The organism is Sphingomonas adhaesiva, from assembly GCF_002374855.1.
Classification (GTDB): Bacteria; Pseudomonadota; Alphaproteobacteria; order Sphingomonadales; family Sphingomonadaceae; genus Sphingomonas; species Sphingomonas adhaesiva.
In genome coordinates, this window is the sequence record NZ_NWVC01000001.1 from 511632 (window position 1) to 528752 (window position 17121).

Below are 17121 nucleotides of genomic sequence, written 5' to 3' on the forward strand. Positions count from 1 at the left end.
TATGTGTTCTCGATGCAACAGGGATGTTGTAGCGATGACATGATGACCGCGGGAGCCGCGCCCCCTTCCTCGTCGCGTCTGACGCTGCGCCCCGGCGGCTGGCCGGCCGTCACGCCTGTCGTGGAATGGGGTGTGGTCGGCGTCGCGATGGCGGTCGCCACCGGCAGCTATTTCGTGGTGAAGGGGGAAGGCGGGGCCGATGGCCTGCTCGCCCCGCCGGTCATCGCGCTGCTGCTGGTCGCCAATCTGGTCGCGGGGATCGCGCTGCTGATGCTGCTCGGCCGCCGGATCGCGCGCAGCCGCGCGGCACGATCGCCGGTCGGCGGGGAGGGGGTGCTCCACGTCCGCCTCGTCCTGCTGTTCTCGATCGTCGCGGCGGTGCCCGCGCTGCTGGTCACGATCTTCGCCTCGCTGCTGTTCCAATATGGCGTGCAATTCTGGTATTCCGACCGCTCGCGCGGGATGTTCGAAAACGCCGCCTCGCTGACGCGCGCGTCCTACGATCAAATCCTCCAGCGGTGGGAGGAGGCGACCATCACGATGGCGGACGATCTGTCCGCCTTCCTGCGCGAGGAGCCGATCGACGGCGCGGCTTTTCCCAATTTCTTCGGACGGCAGGTCTATTACCGCAGCCTGTCCGAAGGGGCGCTGTTCGCGCTGAACCCGCGCGGCGGGCTTCAGACGCTGGCGGTCGTCAACCCCTACGAAATCGACATCGCGCGGCAGATCACGCCGCAGGCGATCGCCCGGCTGCGCAAGGACCAGCGCCGCAGCGACGTTGTCATCACCGGGGATCGGATCCAGGTGTTCACGCGCCTGCCCGGCACGGCCGACGTCTATCTGTACGCCGCACGCGTCACCGATCCGAAGGAGATGACGACGCAGACGACCCGTGCGGAGGCGGCGTTGCGCAACTATCGCCAGCTTCTGGCAAAGGCGCGCTCGCTCCAGCTGCAGTTTAACGCCGCGCTGCTGATCGTCTCGCTGCTGATCGTCGCCTTTGCAGTATGGATCGCGCTGGCGGTGGCCGACCGGCTGGTGCGGCCGGTGGGCGAGCTGGTCGACGCGGCGCGGCGCGTGGAGGACGGCGACCTGTCGGCGCGTGCGCCCGACACGCTTGATCGCGACGAACTGGGCACGCTTACCACCGCGTTTAACAGTATGACCGCGCGGCTGGAAACGCAGAACAACGCGCTGGTCACCGCCTATGCGCAGCTCGACAACCGCCGCGCACTGATCGAGGCGGTGATGTCGGGGATTTCGGCGGGGGTCATTTCGGTCGACGGCAACGACCGGACCATCCGCCTCATCAACAGCTCGGCTCAGCTGCTGCTGGGTCTGGAGGCGTCGCCCGTCGGGCGTCCGCTGGTGGAGGTCGCGCCGGATCTCGCGCCGCTGCTCGACAAGGGTGCGCGCGAGGCGACCGTCCAGCTCAACGTGCAGGGCGAACCGCGCACCTTCGCGCTGCGCATCGCGCGCGACGGCGGCGGGCCGATCATCACTTTCGACGATATCACGCAGCAGCTGACCGACCAGCGCCGCGCCGCCTGGGCGGACGTGGCGCGCCGGATCGCGCATGAGATCAAGAACCCGCTGACCCCGATCCAGCTCGCCGCCGAGCGGCTGCAGCGCCGGTACGGCAGCAAGATCGAGGCGGGCGACACAACCTTCGCCCGACTGACCGACACGATCGTGCGGCAGGTCGGCGATCTCAGGCGGATGGTCGACGAATTCTCGTCCTTCGCGCGGATGCCCAAGCCGGTGTTCCGCGAGGAATCGCTGGTCGATGTCGCGCGCCAGACGATGTTCCTGCACGAGGTGGCGCACCCCGGCATCCGTTTCACGCTGGCCCACGACGATCCCGGTCCGACACTGGTGTGCGATCGCCGCCAGATCGGCCAGGCGCTGACCAATATCGTCAAGAATGCGGTAGAGGCGGTCGAGGCCGCCGACCGCGGCGAAAGCATCGTGACGATGACGCTGGCCGAAACCGGCGAGCGCACCGTCATCACCGTCGCCGACAGCGGCGTCGGCCTTCCGGTCGAGCGGGACCGGATCGTCGAACCCTATATGACCACCCGCGCCCGTGGCACCGGGCTGGGGCTGGCCATCGTCAAGAAAATCGTCGAGGAGCATTTCGGCACGATGACCTTCACCGACCGTCCGCAGGGCGGCACCATCGTCACGCTGTCGTTCGACACGGCGCAGCTTCACGCGCTGGCCACGAACGACGCATCGCCTTCCCAAGACGACGATCGCACGATCGCCGCCCTCACCAGAAACCGGATCTGACGCCATGCCGATCGACATCCTGGTCGTCGACGACGAACTCGACATTCGCGAACTGGTCGCGGGCGTGCTGGAAGACGAAGGGTACGATACGCGCACCGCGGGCGACAGCGATTCCGCGCTGGAGGCAATCGCCGCGCGCCGCCCCAGCCTGGTGCTGCTCGACGTCTGGTTGCAGGGATCGCGGCTCGACGGGCTGGATCTTCTGGAGGAGATCAAGCGCCGCGATCCGTCAATCCCGGTGCTGGTCATTTCCGGCCACGGGACGCTCGACACCGCGGTCGCCGCGATCCGCAAGGGCGCGGCCGACTTCATCGAAAAGCCGTTCCAGGCCGAACGGCTGCTGCTGATGGTCGAACGCGCGACCGAAACCGAGCGGCTGCGCGCCGAGGTGGCATCGCTGCGTGCGGCGGCCGGGCGGGGCACCGACCTGACCGGCAGTTCGACCGCGATCAACGCCGTCCGCGCCACGCTGAAGCGTGTGGCAGGCACAGGCAGCCGCGTGCTCATCATGGGGCCGGCGGGCGTGGGCAAGGAAGTGGCGGCGCGACTGCTCCATGGCTGGAGCCAGCGCGCGCACGCCAATTTCGTCATCGCCAGCACCGCCGGGATGAGCCCCGAGCGCGTCGAGGAAGACCTGTTCGGGATGGAAGAGGGCGGCGACCTCGTCCGCACCGGCCTGCTGGAACAGGCGCATGGCGGCACGCTGTTCCTGGACGAGATCGCCGACATGCCCGCCGCGACGCAGGCGCGCATCCTGCGCGTCCTGACCGACCAGAGCTTCACCCGCGTCGGCGGCACGCGCGTGGTAAAGGTCGACGTGCGCGTCGTCTCGGCGACCGCGCGCGACCTGTCGATCGAGATCGCCGAGGGGCGCTTTCGCGAAGACCTCTACTACCGGCTCAACGTCGTCCCCGTCTCGATCCCGCCGCTGGCGGAGCGGCGCGAGGACATTCCGCCACTGGTCGAGCATTTCGTGGCGCATTACGCCGCCGAACGCCGCGTGCCGGTACCGGAAATCGCCACCGACGCCCTGGTCGCGCTGCAATCCTACGACTGGCCAGGCAACGTGCGCGAACTACGCAACGTGGTGGAGCGGACGATCATCCTGGCGCCCGGCGACCGGATCGGGCGGATCGACTTGGACCTGCTCCCCGGCGAGGTGCTGGGCGGACAGGATGGCGGCGCCGGAACCAGTGCGATCATGGGCGCGCCGCTGCGCGAGGCGCGCGAAACGTTCGAGCGGGAGTATCTGCGCGTCCAGATCCGCCGCTTCTCCGGCAACATCAGCCGCACGGCTAGTTTCATCGGGATGGAACGCTCCGCCTTGCACCGCAAGCTGAAGCTGCTGGGCATCACCGATACGCGCGACGAATAACGCCTGCGCGACATCTGGACGCACGGGGCGGGCGCTCCTATTTTCGGCCCGTCGCAACGATGACGCAACCGACGCCGGCAACGGCGCGCCACGCGGGGAACCTCCCGCCAAAAACAAGGACAGCATTCCATGGCCGACAAGCAGACCTCGCTCCAGGATTTGTTCCTGAACGCCCTGCGCAAGTCCAAGACGCCGGTGACCATGTTCCTGGTCAAGGGGGTCAAGCTCCAGGGCATCGTCACCTGGTTCGACAATTTCTCGGTCTTGCTGCGGCGCGACGGCCAGTCGCAGCTGATCTACAAGCATGCGATCTCCACGATCATGCCGGCCGGCTCGGTCGACGTGGCCGGCATCGTCGGCCAGCTGACCGAGCAGCCGAGGAAGCAGCCGCAGCTGCAGGACATTTTCCTGTCGGCCGTGCGCAAGTCGGAAGATCCGGTGACGATGTTCCTGGTCAACGGCGTGATGCTGCAGGGCGCGATCGCCGGTTTCGACCTGTTCTGCATGCTGCTCCAGCGCGACGGCATGGCCCAGCTGGTCTACAAGCATGCGGTTTCCACCATCCAGCCGTCGCGTCCGTTGAACCTGGCCGAGGAAGCCGGCGTCGCGGACGAGGATTGAGCGGCGGGAATGACATCTTGAGCACTGGTTTCGAGCGAGACCGCGACGAATTCAGCCGCGGCGCGCGCGCGATCGTGGTTTATCCCGATCTGGGCGGATCGTCGCGCGACGCCGATGCCCGGCTGGAGGAAACCGCCGGCCTGGCCGAGGCGATCGGCGTCGTCGTGGTCGACCGCATGGCATTCCGCATCCGCACCCCGCGTGCGGCCACCCTGATGGGCTCAGGCCAGATCGAGGAACTGGCGGCACGCGCCCGGATGGAGGATGCCGGACTGATCGTCGTCGACGGCAGCCTGTCGCCGATCCAGCAGCGCAATCTCGAAACCGCGCTCGAGGCGAAGGTGATCGACCGCACCGGCCTGATCCTCGAAATCTTCGGCGAACGCGCGGCGACCGCCGAGGGCCGGTTGCAGGTCGAACTGGCGCACCTCGACTATCAATCGGGCCGGCTGGTGCGCAGCTGGACCCATCTGGAGCGCCAGCGCGGCGGCTTCGGCTTCCTTGGCGGTCCGGGCGAGACGCAGATCGAGGCCGACCGCCGGCTGATCCGCGACCGGATGGCGCGGCTGCGGCGTGAGCTGGAACAGGTGACGCGCACCCGCGGTCTGCATCGCGAGCGGCGGCAGCGCGCGCCTTGGCCGGTGATCGCGCTGGTCGGCTACACCAATGCCGGCAAGTCGACACTGTTCAACCGCCTGACCGGCAGCCATGTGATGGCGGAAGACCTGCTGTTCGCGACGCTCGACCCGACGTTGCGCCAGATCGCGCTGCCCGGCATCGACAAGGCGATCCTGTCCGACACGGTGGGGTTCGTTTCCGAACTGCCGACGCAGCTGGTCGCCGCCTTCAAGGCGACGCTGGAGGAGGTGGTGTCCGCGGATCTGCTGATCCACGTCCGTGACGTCGCGCATCCCGACACCGCCGCGCAGAAGGCGGATGTGGAGGGGGTGCTGACTGACGTGGGCGTCGCGGAGACCACCCCGAGGATCGAGGCGTGGAACAAGCTCGACCTGCTGAGCGGCGACGCGCGCGAGGAACTGCTGGTCGAGGCCGCGCGCCGCGACGATGTCATTCCGCTGTCCGCGCTGACGGGGGAGGGCGTCGATGCGCTGATCCGCCATATCGCCGAACGGCTGACCGCCGGACATCAGCGTTATTCGGTAACGCTCGATGCCGGCGACGGGGCGGGGGCGGCATGGCTTCACGCGCATGGCGAGGTGCTGGCGCAGGATGTCGACGGCGCCAGCATCACCTATGAAGTGCGGATGGCGCCCAGCGACTACGAACGGTTCGCCACCCGCTGAGCGCGCCGGCGGTCAGCCGCGTTCCGCGACCTTGACCGCGCGCCACAGCTGCTCCTTCGCGTCAAGATCCATGCCCGCGAACGCAGCGCCGCCCATGTCCTCCATCTGGCGAAAGCGGCGTTCGAACTTGCCGTTCGCCGCGCGCAATGCCGCCTCGGCGTCGACGCCCAGATGCCGTGCCCAGTTGACGACGGCGAACAGCAGGTCGCCGATCTCCTCCGCGCGCGCCGCGTCGTCCGGCGCGTCGGCGACCTCGGCCAGTTCCTCGTCGATCTTGGCGCGCGATCCTTCGGCGTCCGGCCAGTCGAACCCGACGCGGCCGGCCCGCTTCTGGAGCTTTTCCGCGCGCGCCAGTGCCGGCAAACCCAGCGCGACGCCGTCCAGTACGCGCTCGGCCCCGCGTGCCGATCGCTCGGCGGCCTTGACCTCTTCCCAGCGGTGGTGACCACCCTCGGCCTCGTCGCCGAAGATGTGTGGATGGCGCCGCTCCATCTTGTCGCTGATCGCGTCCACCACGTCGGGCAGGGCGAAGGCATCGGCTTCCTCGGCGATCCGGCTATGGAACACAACCTGAAGCAACAGATCGCCCAGTTCGTCCTTCAGGTCGTCTAGATCGCCGCGCTCGACCGCGTCGGTGACTTCGTACGCTTCCTCGATCGTATAGGGCGCGATCGTCGCGAACGTCTGCGCGCGGTCCCACTCGCATCCGTCCGGACCGCGCAGCCGCGCCATGATCGTCACCAGCCGCTCGATCATCGCATTCCCTCGCTTATCGTCTCACGTCACGCGCAGTATCGCGCGCCGAACGGCGGTATCAAAACGGTCGATGTCGGGCGAGGGTCACCTGGCCCACCCAAAGCGTGGCACAGTAAGTCGATAATAGATATTATGTAAAGATCGCGACCACGGCGTACCCGATTCCGAAGATTGCGATCCAGACCAGCGCCAGCAGCATCGTCCGCGTTACTGGCACCCGCCGCGCGACCAGCGCCGACAACGGTAGGACCAACATGAGCGCGAGGATCATCGCGTGCATCGCGGTGTCGCTCACGACGACCACTCCCAGCCATCGTATCCCGGCTCGACCGCGTCCGGCAGCTCCGCGGCCAGCGTCGCATAGTCCAACGACTGGTCCATGTGCACCAGCACCGCCGCCGCCGGCGTCAGTTCCTCGATCCAGCCCAGCGCCATCGCGAGGTCGGGATGGCTTGGGTGCGGCTTGCGGCGCAGCGCATCCAGCACCCACAGGTCCAACCCGGCATATAGCGCGCGCGACGCCTCGGTCAGCGCGTGCAGATCGGTCGCGTAGCCGATTGCGCACCCGTCCGCCTCGAATCGCAACCCGGCCGATGTGATGGAGCCATGCGGCTGGTCCGCAGCGCTGACCGTGATCCCGCCAATCGTCAGCCGATCGGGCAAACTCGCCAGTTCGACGGTCGGCGGATAGCCGTGCGCGCCGTGGAACACATATCCGAACTGCGCGCGTAACCGCGCCTCGGTCGTCGGCCTCGCATAGCCCGTCACCGGCCGCCCCATCGCGTGATAGACCTGTCGCAGGTCGTCGATGCCGAAAATATGATCGGCATGGGCATGCGTCCAGATCACCGCATCGACCCGGTCGACGCCGGCGGCCAGCAATTGCTCGCGCATATCCGGGCTGGTGTCGATCAGGATGCGCGTGCCGTCATGTTCGACGATCGCCGACGACCGCGTACGCCGGTTGCGGGGGTCCGCCGGATCGCACGCGCCCCAGTCGTTGCCGATCCGCGGCACGCCCGACGAGGTTCCCGATCCCAGCAGGCGGATCTTCACGCAGTTCGCGTCCTGTCGAACAGGCGGTGGAAGTTTTCGGCGGTATACGCCTGTAATTGCTCGACATCCTCACCGCGCAGCTTTGCCAGGAACGCCGCCGTGTCGGCCACGAACGCCGGCTCACCGGTCTTCCCGCGATGCGGCACCGGCGCCAGGAATGGCGCGTCGGTCTCGATCAGTAGCCGTTCGCGCGGCAAACGCGCCGCGGTCGCCTGTAGCGCCGTCGCATTCTTGAACGTCACGATCCCGGAGATTGAGATGTACAGCCCCAGATCAAGCGCGATATCGGCGAAGGCGTCGCTGGCGGTGAAGCAGTGGATGACGCCGGTATAGGCCCCCTGCTCCATCGCCTCGCGCATCAGCGCGGCGGTATCGTCCTCCGCGTCGCGGGTGTGGACGACGATCGGCAGCCCGCTTTCACGCGCCGCGTCGATATGCGCGCGGAAACTCGCCTGCTGGCGCGCGCGATCGGAATGGTCGTAGAAATAGTCCAGCCCGCTTTCGCCGATGCCGACGACCCGCGGGTGGCGCGCCCGCTCGACCAGCTTGGCGGTGTCGACGTGCGGATGCTGATCCGCCTCGTGCGGGTGGATGCCCACCGTCGCCCACACGTCCGGCTCGCGCTCGGCGGTGGCCAGCACCGCATCCCACTCACTCTCCCGCGTCGCGATGTTCAGCATCGCGGTCACGCCACGCGCCCGTGCCCGCGCCAGCACGTCGGCCTGCTCCTCGGCCAGCCCCTTGTAGTTCAGGTGGCAGTGGCTGTCGGCGAGCATCACGCCGGCTCCGGTTCGGCGGCCGGCAGCTCCAGCCTGGGAAAGGCCGCGGTCGGTGCGGCCAGCACGAAGCCAGCGTCGACATGCCGCTGGTACCAGCCGTCGTCATCGATCGCCGCATGATCGCGCGCTTCGACGCCCAGCAGGTCCAGGATCCGCCCCGCCCCCTCGGGCACGACCGGCAGGATCGCGATCGCCAGCATGCGGATCGCGCGTACCAGCGTGCGCAGAACGGCGTGCATCCGCTCCGGATCGGTCTTGCGCAGCGACCACGGCGCCTGCGCGTCGATATATTGGTTGCAGGCGTAGACCCCGCGCAGCCACGCCTCGATCCCCTGGCTCAGCATCAGATCGCCGAACGCGGTCTTCAGCCCGGCACAGGCGACGACGACCTCCTCGATCAACTGCCCGTCGGCGTCCTCCACACGGCCCGCCTCGGGCAGCGTGCCGCCCAGATTCTTGGCGATGAACGACAAGGTCCGCTGCGCCAGATTGCCGAACGCATTGGCCAGCTCGGCGTTGACGCGCGTGACGATCGCCTCCGCCGAATAGCTGCCGTCCTGCCCGAAGCTTACCTCACGCAACAGGAAATAGCGCAGGCCATCCACGCCGAACGCGCGGGCCAGGTCGCCCGGATCGACGACATTGCCCAGGCTCTTCGACATCTTCTCACCACGATGCAGCAGAAAGCCGTGCCCGAACACCGTCCCGGGCAACGCGATCTTCGCGGACATCAGGAACGCCGGCCAATAGACCGCGTGAAATCGCACGATATCCTTGCCGATCAGGTGCAGGTCGGCGGGCCAATAGGGCATATCGCCATCGGGATAGCCGGCGCCGGTCAGGTAATTGGTCAGCGCATCGACCCACACGTACATCACATGGCCCGGGCTGCCCGGTACGGGTACCCCCCAGTCGAAGCTGGTGCGCGACACCGACAGGTCGGACAGCCCGCCCTCTACGAAGCGCATTACTTCGTTGCGGCGCGATTCCGGGCGGATGAAATCGGGGTTGGCGGCATACAGGTCCAGCAACGGCTGCTGATATTTGGACAGGCGGAAGAACCACGTCTCCTCCGCCGTCCAGGTCACCGGCGTTCCCTGCGGCGAAAGCTTGACGCCCCCTTCCCCGTCGACCAGCTCCTTCTCGTCGTAAAAGGCTTCGTCGCGGACCGAATACCAGCCTTCGTAGCGGTCGAGGTACAGGTCGCCCGCGTCCGCCATCGCCTGCCAGATCGCCTGGCTGGCGCGGTGGTGATCGGCATCGGTGGTGCGGATGAAACGATCGTAGCTGATACGCAAATCGTCGCACATCGCCTGGAAATACGACGACATTTCATCCGCGAGCGCACGCACCTCCATGCCCTTGTCGCGCGCCGTCTGGACCATTTTCAGGCCGTGTTCGTCGGTACCGGTCTGGAACCGCACGTCGCGCCCGGCCTGCCGCTGGAAGCGCGCGATCGCATCGGCGGCGATCGCCTCGTACGCGTGGCCGATATGCGGACGGCCGTTGGGATAGCTGATCGCGGTGGTGATGTAGAAGGGTTCGCCCATAGCGACGCCCTCCTAGCGTCGTCAGGGTCGCGGCGCCAGCCGTGCGACTACCCCTGCCAGTTCATAGACCGTGCCCTGCGCATCCAGCGACAGCCCGCGCGCCGCGGCGGCGATGCCGCGCGCCTCGTCATAGGCGTCGAGCGCGCGACGCAGATCTTCGCCATGCCGCATCGCCGCCATCTGCGCGATGACGGTCGGCACACGGTCCAGAAACGCCTCGTACCGCGCCTGCGCCGCTTTGGGCGATAGCACCTTGGCTAGGCCCGCACGACGCGCATTCGCCGGATCGCCATCGCGCCCGATCGCGGTCAGCGCGGTGTCGATCCCCGCCAGGTCCAGCCCGGCATAGCCCATCGCCCGCCCCGGTGACCCGCCGCCCGCCCGCACCAGCGCGGCAATCTCAACCTCGTCGGCGTCGGGCATGACGTCGCGCAGCACCGCCGCCATATCGGCATCGCCCAGCGGGTCGAACCGCAGCACGCGGCATCGCGAGCGGATCGTCGGCAACAGGCGTCCCGGCGCGTGGCTGACCAGCAGGAACACCGTGCCCGCGGGCGGCTCTTCCAAATTCTTCAGCAGCGCATTTGAGGCTCCAGGACGCTCCAGGTCGTCGGCCGCGTCCATCACGATCACGCGGCGCGGCGACATCGACGGCGCGGTGCCCAGGAAGGGGCCGAGGCCGCGCACCTGGTCGATCGTGATGCTGCGCGCCAGTTCCTCGTCAGAACCGCCCTTCCCGCTGTCCTTCTTGGGCAGCCGGCGCAGCTCGCGATAATCGGGGTGCGTGCCCGCGGCGAACAGATGCGCGGCCTGATGCGTGTCCGGCACCGACAGCCCCGGCGGCAGCGCTCCCGGCGTCATCCCCTCCGCCAGCAGGCGCAGCGCGACCGTGCGCGCGAAACTGGCCTTGCCGATCCCCTGCGGCCCGGCCAGCAGCCAGGCATGGTGGATCGTTCCGCCCGCGCTGGCGGACAGGAACGCCTCGATCGCGGCATCCTGCCCGCGCAACCGCGTCACGGCAGCCAGTCCGCCAGTTCGGACAGGATCGCCGCCGTCACGTCCTCGGGCGGGCGGGTCGCATCGACGCGCCGGAATCGCGCCGGTTCGTGCGCCGCGAAACGATCGAAAGCGTTCGTCACCGCGACGTGGAAATCCTCCCCCCGCGCCGCAAACCGGTCCGCCGCCGCCCCGTCGCGCGTCGCGGCCCGCGCCGCGCCGACCTCGGGCGGCAGTGCCAGCAGGAAGGTCCGGTCGGGCAGCAGCCCGCGCGACCCGAAGGCGTGCAACGCCAGGATCGCCGCATCGTCCAGCCCGCCGGCCACGCCCTGATAGGCGCGCGTCGAATCGATGAACCGGTCGCAAATCACCCAATGCCCGGCGCCGATCGCGGGACGGATGACCTTTTCGACATGGTCGGCACGCGCGGCGGCGAACAGCAGCGCCTCGCTATGCGCGCTCCACCGCGTCGCCTCGCCTTCCATCAACAGCGTGCGGATCGCCTCGGCGCCCGCGCTGCCGCCCGGCTCGCGCGTGATGACCGCATGGACGCCGCGCGCCGCCAGCGCCTCGGCCAGGGCGCGCGCCTGGGTCGATTTGCCGGCCCCTTCCCCGCCCTCCAGGCTGAGGAAGCGTCCCTCGGTCATCCGAACAGACCCGTCAGCCCGGCCCAGGCGCGACCGAAGAAGCCCGCCTCGCCCACGTCCTCACCCGCGACCAGCGGCACCTTCTGCTCGGGCAGGCCCGGTGCCGACACCACCAGGTCTGCGACATGCGCGCCCTGCTTGATCGGCGCCTTGATCGGCCCGTCATAGACGATCTTGCCCGACAGTTGCGGGCGCGTGCCGCTCGGCACCGTGACATTCAGGTCTTTGGGCGCGACCAACTTCACTTCGCTGGCGCTGCCCATCTGGACGTCCGCGGTGCCGACGGTGCGCCCCGCCTTGACGACCGGGCGCGCCTGCCACGCGCGAAAGCCCCATTCCATGAACCGCACCGATTCGGCGGCGCGCTGGTTGAAGCTGGTCAGCCCCGCCACCACCATCACCAGCCGGCGGCCGTTCTGCTCGGCCGACCCGGTGAAGCCGTAACCGGCCTCCTCGGTATGCCCGGTCTTCAGCCCGTCGGCACCCGCCACGCGGCCCAGCAGCGGATCGCGATTGGCCTGGGTGATCGCCTGGCCGCCGCCCAGCGTCTTGCCCCAGGTGAAATCGCGCCGCGAATAGAATTGCTTGTACAGCTTGGGGTGCTGTTCGATCGTCCCCGCCGCCAGCTTCGCCAGATCGCGTGCGGTGACATAGGTGACGCCGCCGTCAGGCCAGCCGTTCGACGTGCCGAAATGGCTGTTGGTCAGCCCCAGCTTCTTGGCATTTTCGTTCATCCGCTCGACGAAGGCCTGTTCGGTGCCCGAAATCCCCTCGGCCAGCACGACGCAGGCGTCGTTACCGGACAGGGTGACGATGCCGTAGAGCAGGTTCGCGACCGAAACCCGCTCCCCCGACGACAGGAACATCGTCGATCCGGCGGACGGGCCATGCCACTTCTGCCACGTCTCCGGCCGGACCTCGAATTCGGTATCCAGCTTCAGGTCGCCGGCCTTGATCATCTCGAACGCGGTATACACCGTCATCATCTTTGCCATCGACGCCGGCGGCATCCGCCGGTCGGCATCCTTGGCGTACAGCACCGCCCCGGACGACAGGTCTTCCATGAACGCGACCGGCGCGGGCGTGTCGAACTGCGGCGCGGCAGCGGCCACGGGGTAGGCCACTGCCAGGACGGCGGCGGGAAGCGCGAGGGCGGTCAGCAACTTGGTCATGTATGGTTCCCTGTCGGGCGTCGTCGGAACGGATGTCATCGATCACGAAGGATCGAAGCGTCGCCATAGCCGCGCGAAACCGCCGCGTCACGCACGCGCTGCGCCTCCGCGGCCGTCGACAGTGGGCCGACGCGTACCCGCCACAGGCCATCGGCGCGTTCCACGCGCCCGCGGAAGCTGGCGGCGACCTGCGTCGCCCGCGCTTCGTTGGAAAAGGCAGCGATCTGCACGATCAACGGCACCCCCGGGGGAACGGCAACCGACGCGACCGGCGTCGGCCGCGGGCGGCCCAATGCCGGCAATTGCCGCCGCAGCGGCCGCAATACCGCCTCCGGCGTGTCTAGCCGCGGCGAGGCCGCCTGCCCCTGCGCGATCGCCGCCGCATCTGCGGGCGACGCGGCGACGCTGCGCACCCGCACCGGCGCCAGCGGCCTGGCCGCGGTACCCAGCAGTCGCGCGGCGGCGGTCGACAGATCGATCTCGCGATCGGGCGGGGTGGGGCCGCGGTCGGTGATCCGCACCAGGATCGTGCGCCCGGTGTCCAGCGCCGTCACCTCGGCATAGGAACCCAGCGGCAGCGTGCGATGCGCCGCGGTCATTCCGGCATTGGCGAAGGGCGCACCGGAGGCGGTCGTCGCCCCCTCCAGCCCGTCGCCATACCAGGAGGCATAGCCCACCGCGTCATATCCGGCCGCAGTGCCGCCGTTCCCCGCCGTGCCGACCGGTCCGGTCGCGGCGCCTACCTCGGGGGGCGGGGTGCCGGACAGCGTTGCCGATGGTGTCGCGGCGGGCGGACGCAGTGTCACTGCCGGTACGTCGTCGTTGCCGTTCTGCGCCGTCGGCAAGGGGGCCGCATCGCTGCTGCACCCCGCCACCATCACCGCCAGCGCGGCGAGCACCGTTTCAGCGCGCAATCGCATCGGCCAGCAGCCCCACCGACAGCGCGTAGAAATTGGAGCAATTGTAATCGAGGATGACGCGGTAATTGCTGGTCAGCAGATAGGCGGTGCGGCCCGGCCCGTCCGGCTCGATCAGCGTCGCCTGCACGCGATCGGCGGGCCAGCTGCCGCTTTCGGGCACCATGCCCAGCGCGCGCCATTCCGCCATCGTCCGCCACCCGCTGTGGCGTTCGAACACCCGCGGGCAGCGCGGCGAGACCAGCCGGTTACGCACCTCGGCACGGTCGAACGTCGCCGGTACGCCGACCGCCACGCCCCACGGCTCGCCCGCGCGCCACCCGGCCATCGCGAAATAATTGCCGATCGACGCCAGCGTATCGGCCGCGCTGTTCCAGATATCCGCGCGCCCGTCGCCATCGCCATCGCGCGCCAGCCGCAGATAAACCGACGGCAGGAATTGCGGATTGCCGGTCGCCCCCGCCCAACTGCCGAGCAACTGCGCCCGCGGCACCCCGCGATCGATCATCTTCATCGCGGCGATGAACTCGCCCTCGAACAACGGCCGGCGACGCCCTTCATAGGCAAGGCTCGCCAGGCTGCGCAGCAGGTCGAAATTGCCCGTATAGCTGCCGTAATTGGTTTCATGGCCCCAGATCGCCACCATGATCTGCTCGGGCACGCCGGTCTGCGCCTCGACGCTCGCCAGCCCGCTGCGCTGCGCGGCATAGGTGGTGCGCCCGCGCTCGATCCGCGCCGCATCGACATGCGCCGCGCGATAGGGCGCGAACATCGAGATCGGGGCATTGGGCGCCGTCTCCGGCTGCTGCCGGTCGAGCGCGACGACGCGCGGATTGAACGTCAGTGTCGGCAACACCGCATCGACCGTCGCCGGCTTCACCCCGGCGGCGATCGCACGGCCGCGCACCTGCTGCAGATAGGCCTGGAAACCGGCCTGCTCGTCGCCCACCGCATCCTGCGCCGCGACCGGCGCGGTCCCGGTCAGGGCGCCTCCCGTCAATACGGCCATGGCAAGCAACACAGCGCGCAGGCGCCGGGCGAACGGTGCAACCCCCTTCATTCGCGCCGTTCTGGCATAGTGGGGCGCCGCGCGGAACCGCAAATCACCGCCGCACTTGCACGACCGGGCGCACCCGTCCTAAGCGCGGCGCTCGCGATGGCACCATGCCGCCCGCGAACCGCGGAAGAGTGGCCGAGTGGTTTAAGGCACTGGTCTTGAAAACCAGCGACGGGGCAACCCGTCCGTGGGTTCGAATCCCACCTCTTCCGCCAACCGCCAAAGCAGTGAGAAAGCGATTCCCGTCAGTTGAGCTGCTTCGGCGGCGTCACGGGCAGCGGCAGCGGGGCGACCGGGACGCCGTCCTCGATCAGTGCGGTGACCTCCGCGGCGCTGGCCTGGCCGTGGATCGCGGCATGTTCGCTGTCGCCATCGTGCATCGCACGTGCCTCGCGCGCGAAATCGCTGCCGACCCAGCGCGATCGACTGAGCAACTGGGCCTGCGCCTCCGCAAGGCGGGCCAGCATCGCGCGACGATCTTCGTCGGTTGCGGCGGGCGACGTCGCGCGATTGCCCTTCGGCCCGACATGGGGCGCCATCACGGCCTTGCCGATCTGGACGTCCCCGCATAGCGGGCACGCCACCAGCTTCCGGTCACGTTGTTCGTCGAATGCGGCGCTGGAGGCGAACCACGCCTCGAACACATGCCCCCCGCCACAGCGAAGGTCGAAGACGATCACGTCTCAGCCTGCCAGCATCGCGTCCAGCTTGCCGTCGCGTTCCAGCGCGGCCAGATCGTCCGATCCGCCGACATGCGCGCCGTCGATGAAGATCTGCGGCACGGTGGTGCGACCATTGGCGCGCTGGATCATCTCCTCGCGCTTGCCGCGATCCATGGTGATGTCGGTCTCCTCCGGCGCGACGCCCTTGGAGGACAGGAGGTTCATCGCCCGTGCGCAATAGGGGCAGAACGCCTTGGTGTAGATTTCGACCTGTGCCATCCGCTGTAGGTGTGATCGCAGGCGCGCGCTGTCAATCCGCCGTCACGCGTCCTGGGCTTCGGCGATCACCCGCGCCCACGCCAGCACCGTGACACGCGCGGCGCCCGCGCGGCGCAGCACCGCGATGCAGGCATCGGTGGTGGCACCGCTGGTATAGACGTCGTCGACCAGGACGACATGCCGGCCACGCAACCGCTCCGCCGCGCCCGGCGCGACCGCGAACGCCCCGGCCACCGCCTGGCGGCGCTCACGCGGGTTGCGGCCGCGCAGGACGGGGGTGGCGCGCCGGCGTCGCAACAGGTCCATCGCGCTCCCCACCCCGCTGCCCCGCGACAAGGCCGCCGCGATCAGCCCCGCCTGGTTGTAGCCGCGCGTCCACAACCGCCAGCGATGCAGCGGCACGGGCAGCAACAGGTCGGCATCCGCGGGCAGGTGGCGCTGCATCAACCGCGCCATCGTCACCGCATAGGCGGTGCGCCGCTGGTATTTCAGCCGCAGTGCCACCGTGCGAGCGACCTCGCCATAGGCCACCGCGGCGCTGACCCCGGCGTGCTGCGGCGGGATGGAAAGGCAGGCACCACATTGCGCCCCCTCCCCCCGGTCGATGTCGAAAGGCGCGTGGCACGTCGCGCACCACGGCGGCCCCAGGAACCGCAACCCGCCCCAGCATCCGGCACAGAAGCGATCGGGCGCCTCCACGATGGCCCCGCATCCGGGGCAGCGCGGCGGCAGGGCCAGGTTCAGCAGACGGGCGAGCGGCACGTTTCCCTTGTGGCCGCCGGCCCGAACGCGCACAAGCCGCAGCCGGATCATGCAGCCCGTCGACATCTTCGATCGTTCCGCGCGCCGTCGCCACCGCGATCGCGCCGCCCCGCGCTATGCCGCGCACGATTTCCTGCGCGCCGCGATGCTGGACGGCATCGCCGACCGGCTGGCGGCGGTGACGCGCACCTTTGCCGATGTGCTGGATGTCGGCACGTTCGATGCCGCTTTCGCGCCGCCCCCCGGCGCGCGTATCGCGCGGCTGGACCCCGGCTTCGCCTTCGCACGCGCGGCCGGCGGGGTGCACGGGGATGAGGACCGACTGCCGTTTGCCGATCACAGCTTCGACCTGGTCGTCGCCGCCGGGACGCTCGACAGCGTCAGCGACCTGCCGGGCGCGTTGGCGCTGATCCGGCGGACCCTGCGCGCGGATGGACTGTTCCTGGGCGCGTTCGTCGGGAGCAACAGCCTGCCGCAGCTGCGCGGTGCGTTGCGAGCGGCAGAAAGCGAGCGCCCGGTCGCCCGCTGCCACCCGCTGGTCGATGTGCGCTCGGCCGGCGACCTGTTGCTGCGCGCCGGGTTCGCCCTGCCGGTCGCGGACGTGGAGACGCTGTCGGTCGGCTATCCGGGCATCGGGCGGCTGCTGGAGGATTTGCGCGGGATGGCCGCGGGCAACGTGCTGGTCGAGCGGCACCCGCTGCGGCGCGACGCACTGGCGCGGGCGGCGGCCGCTTTCGCGGCGGCGGCGGACGATGACGGACGGACGCGCGAGCGCTTCGACATCGTTTTCCTGACGGGCTGGTCCCCGGCCCCCGATCAACCGCGCCCCGCGCGCCGCGGCAGCGCCACCGCCTCGCTGGCGGATGCGCTGCGCGCCGCCCGCGACTGAGCGCCCG

At 69.1% G+C, this 17121-nt stretch carries 17 protein-coding genes, 1 tRNA gene and 1 pseudogene; 6 read left to right on the forward strand and 13 right to left on the reverse strand.

The window, feature by feature from the left end; genetic code table 11:
* The first annotated feature begins 42 nt into the window (after positions 1-42).
* The 4 genes and pseudogenes from COA07_RS02575 (at position 43) to hflX (ending at position 5592) form a co-directional block, all read left to right on the forward strand.
* A complete protein-coding gene (locus tag COA07_RS02575; protein WP_083956711.1) occupies positions 43-2292 on the forward strand; it encodes a sensor histidine kinase in 2250 nt (749 codons plus the stop codon).
* Positions 2293-2296: 4 nt separating this feature from the next.
* Positions 2297-3667 (forward strand): nitrogen assimilation response regulator NtrX, encoded by a 1371-nt coding sequence (gene ntrX, locus COA07_RS02580; RefSeq protein ID WP_066707516.1) that lies wholly within the window; start codon positions 2297-2299, stop codon positions 3665-3667.
* A gap of 114 nt (positions 3668-3781) precedes the next feature.
* Positions 3782-4288: pseudogene (gene hfq / locus COA07_RS02585) on the forward strand (RNA chaperone Hfq); the annotation flags it as partial.
* Positions 4289-4305: 17 nt separating this feature from the next.
* Positions 4306-5592: a GTPase HflX gene (hflX, locus tag COA07_RS02590; RefSeq protein WP_066707549.1), complete on the forward strand. Its 1287-nt coding sequence runs from the start codon at positions 4306-4308 to the stop codon at positions 5590-5592.
* Positions 5593-5604: 12 nt separating this feature from the next.
* On the opposite strand, the gene mazG is transcribed toward hflX, so the two are convergent.
* The 10 genes from mazG to COA07_RS02635 form a co-directional block, all read right to left on the reverse strand.
* The gene (mazG, locus tag COA07_RS02595) at positions 5605-6348 is read right to left on the reverse strand and encodes a nucleoside triphosphate pyrophosphohydrolase (RefSeq protein ID WP_066707511.1); all 744 of its coding nucleotides are present in this window, start codon (positions 6346-6348) and stop codon (positions 5605-5607) included.
* Positions 6349-6478: 130 nt separating this feature from the next.
* Entirely contained in the window at positions 6479-6643 is a 165-nt protein-coding gene (locus COA07_RS18165) for a hypothetical protein (RefSeq protein ID WP_157085168.1), read from the reverse strand.
* A complete protein-coding gene (locus tag COA07_RS02600) occupies positions 6640-7404 on the reverse strand; it encodes an MBL fold metallo-hydrolase (RefSeq protein ID WP_066707509.1) in 765 nt (254 codons plus the stop codon). Before COA07_RS02600 ends, COA07_RS18165 begins: the two co-directional genes overlap by 4 nt.
* Entirely contained in the window at positions 7401-8180 is a 780-nt protein-coding gene (locus COA07_RS02605; RefSeq protein WP_066707506.1) for a TatD family hydrolase, read from the reverse strand. Before COA07_RS02605 ends, COA07_RS02600 begins: the two co-directional genes overlap by 4 nt.
* Positions 8180-9733, reverse strand: coding sequence for a methionine--tRNA ligase (gene metG / locus COA07_RS02610; protein ID WP_066707503.1), 1554 nt, complete (start codon positions 9731-9733; stop codon positions 8180-8182). The genes COA07_RS02605 and metG overlap by 1 nt, the downstream gene beginning before the upstream one ends.
* A 21-nt stretch (positions 9734-9754) precedes the next feature.
* Entirely contained in the window at positions 9755-10750 is a 996-nt protein-coding gene (locus COA07_RS02615) for a DNA polymerase III subunit delta' (RefSeq protein ID WP_066707500.1), read from the reverse strand.
* The gene (gene tmk / locus COA07_RS02620; protein ID WP_066707492.1) at positions 10747-11376 is read right to left on the reverse strand and encodes a dTMP kinase; all 630 of its coding nucleotides are present in this window, start codon (positions 11374-11376) and stop codon (positions 10747-10749) included. The genes COA07_RS02615 and tmk overlap by 4 nt, the downstream gene beginning before the upstream one ends.
* The gene (locus COA07_RS02625; RefSeq protein WP_066707489.1) at positions 11373-12548 is read right to left on the reverse strand and encodes a D-alanyl-D-alanine carboxypeptidase family protein; all 1176 of its coding nucleotides are present in this window, start codon (positions 12546-12548) and stop codon (positions 11373-11375) included. The genes tmk and COA07_RS02625 overlap by 4 nt, the downstream gene beginning before the upstream one ends.
* Positions 12549-12583: 35 nt before the next feature.
* Positions 12584-13468: a septal ring lytic transglycosylase RlpA family protein gene (locus tag COA07_RS02630; RefSeq protein WP_083956710.1), complete on the reverse strand. Its 885-nt coding sequence runs from the start codon at positions 13466-13468 to the stop codon at positions 12584-12586.
* Complete coding sequence (locus COA07_RS02635) at positions 13452-14474, reverse strand: lytic murein transglycosylase (RefSeq protein ID WP_245841956.1); 1023 nt, start codon at positions 14472-14474, stop codon at positions 13452-13454. The genes COA07_RS02630 and COA07_RS02635 overlap by 17 nt, the downstream gene beginning before the upstream one ends.
* A 173-nt stretch (positions 14475-14647) precedes the next feature.
* Here COA07_RS02635 and COA07_RS02640 point away from each other — a divergent pair.
* A tRNA-Ser gene (locus COA07_RS02640) sits at positions 14648-14737 on the forward strand.
* A gap of 30 nt (positions 14738-14767) precedes the next feature.
* Here COA07_RS02640 and COA07_RS02645 read toward each other — a convergent pair.
* Genes COA07_RS02645 through COA07_RS02655 form a run of 3 tightly spaced genes read right to left on the reverse strand, consistent with a single transcriptional unit; the run spans position 14768 to position 16276 of the window.
* Positions 14768-15202: a DUF1178 family protein gene (locus COA07_RS02645; protein ID WP_066707479.1), complete on the reverse strand. Its 435-nt coding sequence runs from the start codon at positions 15200-15202 to the stop codon at positions 14768-14770.
* Between the two features lie 3 nt (positions 15203-15205).
* On the reverse strand, positions 15206-15463 hold the full coding sequence (gene grxC, locus COA07_RS02650) for a glutaredoxin 3 (RefSeq protein WP_066707476.1): 258 nt from the start codon (positions 15461-15463) through the stop codon (positions 15206-15208).
* Positions 15464-15505: 42 nt separating this feature from the next.
* A complete protein-coding gene (locus COA07_RS02655) occupies positions 15506-16276 on the reverse strand; it encodes a ComF family protein (RefSeq protein WP_066707473.1) in 771 nt (256 codons plus the stop codon).
* On the opposite strand from COA07_RS02655, the gene COA07_RS02660 reads away from it, so the two are divergent.
* Positions 16275-17114 carry a class I SAM-dependent methyltransferase gene (locus tag COA07_RS02660; RefSeq protein WP_066707471.1) on the forward strand — a complete coding sequence of 280 codons (840 nt, stop codon included), beginning with the start codon at positions 16275-16277 and terminating at the stop codon, positions 17112-17114. The two genes, COA07_RS02655 and COA07_RS02660, sit on opposite strands and share 2 nt — an antisense overlap.
* Positions 17115-17121: the final 7 nt, after the last annotated feature.